The following is a 2,637-nucleotide window of genomic DNA, read 5'->3' as shown; positions in this document are numbered from 1 at the left end:
GTCTCGCTGGTGCCGTCGATGCTCGGTTTTCGCCAGGGTGCGGCCTTCGCCGCCGGCGCGCCGGTGCATGCCTATGCCGCCGGCACCGTTGTCTCGGCGCCGACGTATTTCCCCATGGCGGGTGGCAGGACCGGCCTGATGGGCGAGGCCGGCCCCGAGGCCATCATGCCGCTGATCACCGGCGCCGGTGGCCTGGCGGTGCGCGCTTCCAACCAGAATGGCCAGATCGTGCCGGCCCATCTCACGCGCATGGCGGATGGCTCGCTGGGGGTCTCCTTGCCGCCGCCGGTGCCGCATGCCCGCGGCGGGGTGTTCGGAGGCTTCGAGCTGCCGGCAGCTCCTCCCAGCGGCCTGGCCGCCTCGCCGCAGTCGGCATCGAGCGGGTCGACGCCCGCGGCGTCGCGCAGCCGGCGTGGGGATCTGCCGTCGATGGAGATCCATTTCCACGGCGTCACCGACGCCGACAGCTTCCGCCGTTCGCGCGGTCAGCTGACCTCGGCGATGGGGGCGGAAATTCGCCGGCAGGTTCGGAGGAACGGCAATGGCTAGCTCCTTCGATGATGTGCGCCTGCCCATCTATATCGAGCGCGGCGCCAAGGGCGGCCCCGGCTTCAACACCACGATCGCCGACCTTGCCTCCGGCCGCGAGAAGCGCAATCAGAACTGGTCGCGCAGCCGGGGCAAGTGGGACATCGGCTTCGCCATTGACGAGCTTGCCGGCCTTCGGCCCGTCATCGCGTTCTTCTATGCCCGTCGAGCCAGGGCGCGCGGCTTCCGGTTCCGAGACTGGGCGGATTTTCAGCTCGCGCGCCAGGCGATCGGTGTCGGCGACGCTGCGCTGCGCGTCTTCCAGATCTTCAAGCGGTACGAGCCCGAAGGCCCTGCGCCGTTCGACAGGCCAATCACCCGGCCGGTTCGCGGCACCATCCAGATCTGGGTCAACGGAGTCCTGCAGACGCTGATGGCGGATGGATGGGATGCGGCGCTCCCGCCGACGCCCCGGCCGATGCCGCCGGCGGGCAGGGTCGCGGTCGACGCGAACACCGGCCTGGTGCTGTTCGGCACGGCCCCGGCAAAGGCCGCCGTGATCGAGACCGCCTGCGAATTCGACGTGCCCGTCCGCTTCGATGTCGATGAGTTAGACCTGGAGCTGAGCAGCGGCCAGCTGGGCTCGATCCCTTCGATCCCCATCCGGGAGATCAAGGAATGAAGGCCATCAGCGCAGCCTACCGCTCGCACCTCGACGGCGAGCTGACCACCCTGGCCACCTGCTGGCGCCTGGCCCGGGTTGATGGCCCGGTGCTCGGCTACACCGACCACGATCGGGATCTTACAATCGACGGCGTGCTGTACTCGGCCGGCTCGGGCTACACCCGCACCGCCATTGCCAACCAGAGCGGCCTGGCCGTCGACAACCTCGACCTGGCCGGCGTGCTCGATCACGACACGATCAAGCCCGAAGAGATCCGGGCCGGCCTGTTCGACTACGCCGAGGTGCGGATCTTCCAGGTCAATTGGGCGGACCTGTCGCAGGGCCAGATGCTGCTGCGTCGCGGCCGACTGGGCGAGGTCGCGACCGCGCCCGACGACACCTTCAAGACCGAGCTGCGCGGCCTGTCCCAGGCGCTGTCGCAGAATGTCGGGGAGGTCTACCAGACCGACTGCCGCGCGGATTTCGGAGACGCGCGCTGCAAGAAAGAGCTGGCGCCGCTGCGGGCTGCGGCCACAGTCACCCAGGCGGGTGATCGGCGGACGATCATCGCCAGCTGCGCCGACCCGAGAGCAGTCGACGGCTGGTTCAACGGCGGCCTGGCCGTCTTCCGCAGCGGGCCGAACACCGGCAAGGCGATCGAGATCCGCAGTTGGACCCAGGCCGGCACCCTGGTCCTGCACCTGCCGGCGCCGTATCTGCCGGCCGCCGGCGACATGCTCGAATTGACCCCCGGCTGCGAGCGGACGCGGGACGCCTGCTTCCGTTGGGCCAATGTCATCAACTATCGCGGTGAGTTCCTACTACCTGGCCGCGACCAGATCCTGAAGTACCCCGATGCGACTGGTTGAAGCCGCCCGCACCTATCTCGGCGTGACCTGGCGCCATATGGGCCGGTCGCGCTTCGGCATCGACTGCGTCGGCCTGGCGCTGCTCGCCGCCCGCGACATCGGCCATACGGTCGAAGACGTCGCGGAATATGTCCGCGGCGCCAGCGGCTATGACGTCGTGCATGAGATCGCGGCGCGAACCCGGCCGGCGTCGCTGGGCGACCTGCGCGAGGATCTGATCATCCTGTTCCGCGAGTCCATCTACCCCTGTCATTGTGGCATCCTGGGCTCGGGGCCGCATGGCTGGTCACTGGTCCATGCCCATGCCCGCTCGGGCGAGGTGGTCGAAGACCCCTTCGATTTCTGGGCCGATCGGGCGACGCATGCCTTCGCCCTGCCGGATCGGGAGGCCTGACGATGGGCCGTCTCGCCATCGGCATCGCCGGCGCCGGCGTCGGCTGGGCCTTCGGAGCACCTGGCCTTGGCTTCGCGCGCGGATCGGTTCTCGGCGGCGTGTTGTTCCCTGGCAAAGGCCAGATCACGGAAGGCCCGCAGCTGAGCGACCTCAGCTTGACGTCATCAGCCTATGGCCAGTCG

Annotated in this window: 5 protein-coding genes; all 5 read left to right on the top strand. The window is 68.9% G+C overall.

What is annotated here, in order from left to right:
- A partial coding sequence (locus AC3XYG_RS02800) for a phage tail tape measure protein (RefSeq protein ID WP_489138288.1) occupies positions 1-549 on the top strand: 549 nt, incomplete at its 5' end.
- 13 nt (positions 550-562) lie between these two features.
- Complete coding sequence (locus AC3XYG_RS02795) at positions 563-1,210, top strand: DUF2460 domain-containing protein (RefSeq protein WP_489138287.1); 648 nt, start codon at positions 563-565, stop codon at positions 1,208-1,210.
- A complete protein-coding gene (locus AC3XYG_RS02790; protein WP_489138286.1) occupies positions 1,207-2,061 on the top strand; it encodes a phage/gene transfer agent baseplate hub protein in 855 nt (284 codons plus the stop codon). The genes AC3XYG_RS02795 and AC3XYG_RS02790 overlap by 4 nt, the downstream gene beginning before the upstream one ends.
- Entirely contained in the window at positions 2,048-2,455 is a 408-nt protein-coding gene (locus AC3XYG_RS02785; RefSeq protein ID WP_489138285.1) for an NlpC/P60 family protein, read from the top strand. Before AC3XYG_RS02790 ends, AC3XYG_RS02785 begins: the two co-directional genes overlap by 14 nt.
- Before the next feature lie 2 nt (positions 2,456-2,457).
- Positions 2,458-2,637 (top strand): hypothetical protein (locus AC3XYG_RS02780; protein ID WP_489138284.1); only part of this gene is annotated, 180 nt, incomplete at its 3' end.

The sequence above is a fragment of the Inquilinus sp. genome, from assembly GCF_057815775.1.
Note: the sequence above shows the minus strand (reverse complement) of the source record. Positions and strands in the feature narration are given on the sequence as shown.

Bases quoted from the DNA above. Each gene is read 5' to 3' on its own strand.
- AC3XYG_RS02790 (WP_489138286.1), top strand. From the start codon at position 1,207: ATGAAGGCCATCAGCGCAGCCTACCGCTCGCACCTCGACGGCGAGCTG.
- AC3XYG_RS02785 (WP_489138285.1), top strand. From the start codon at position 2,048: ATGCGACTGGTTGAAGCCGCCCGCACCTATCTCGGCGTGACCTGGCGC.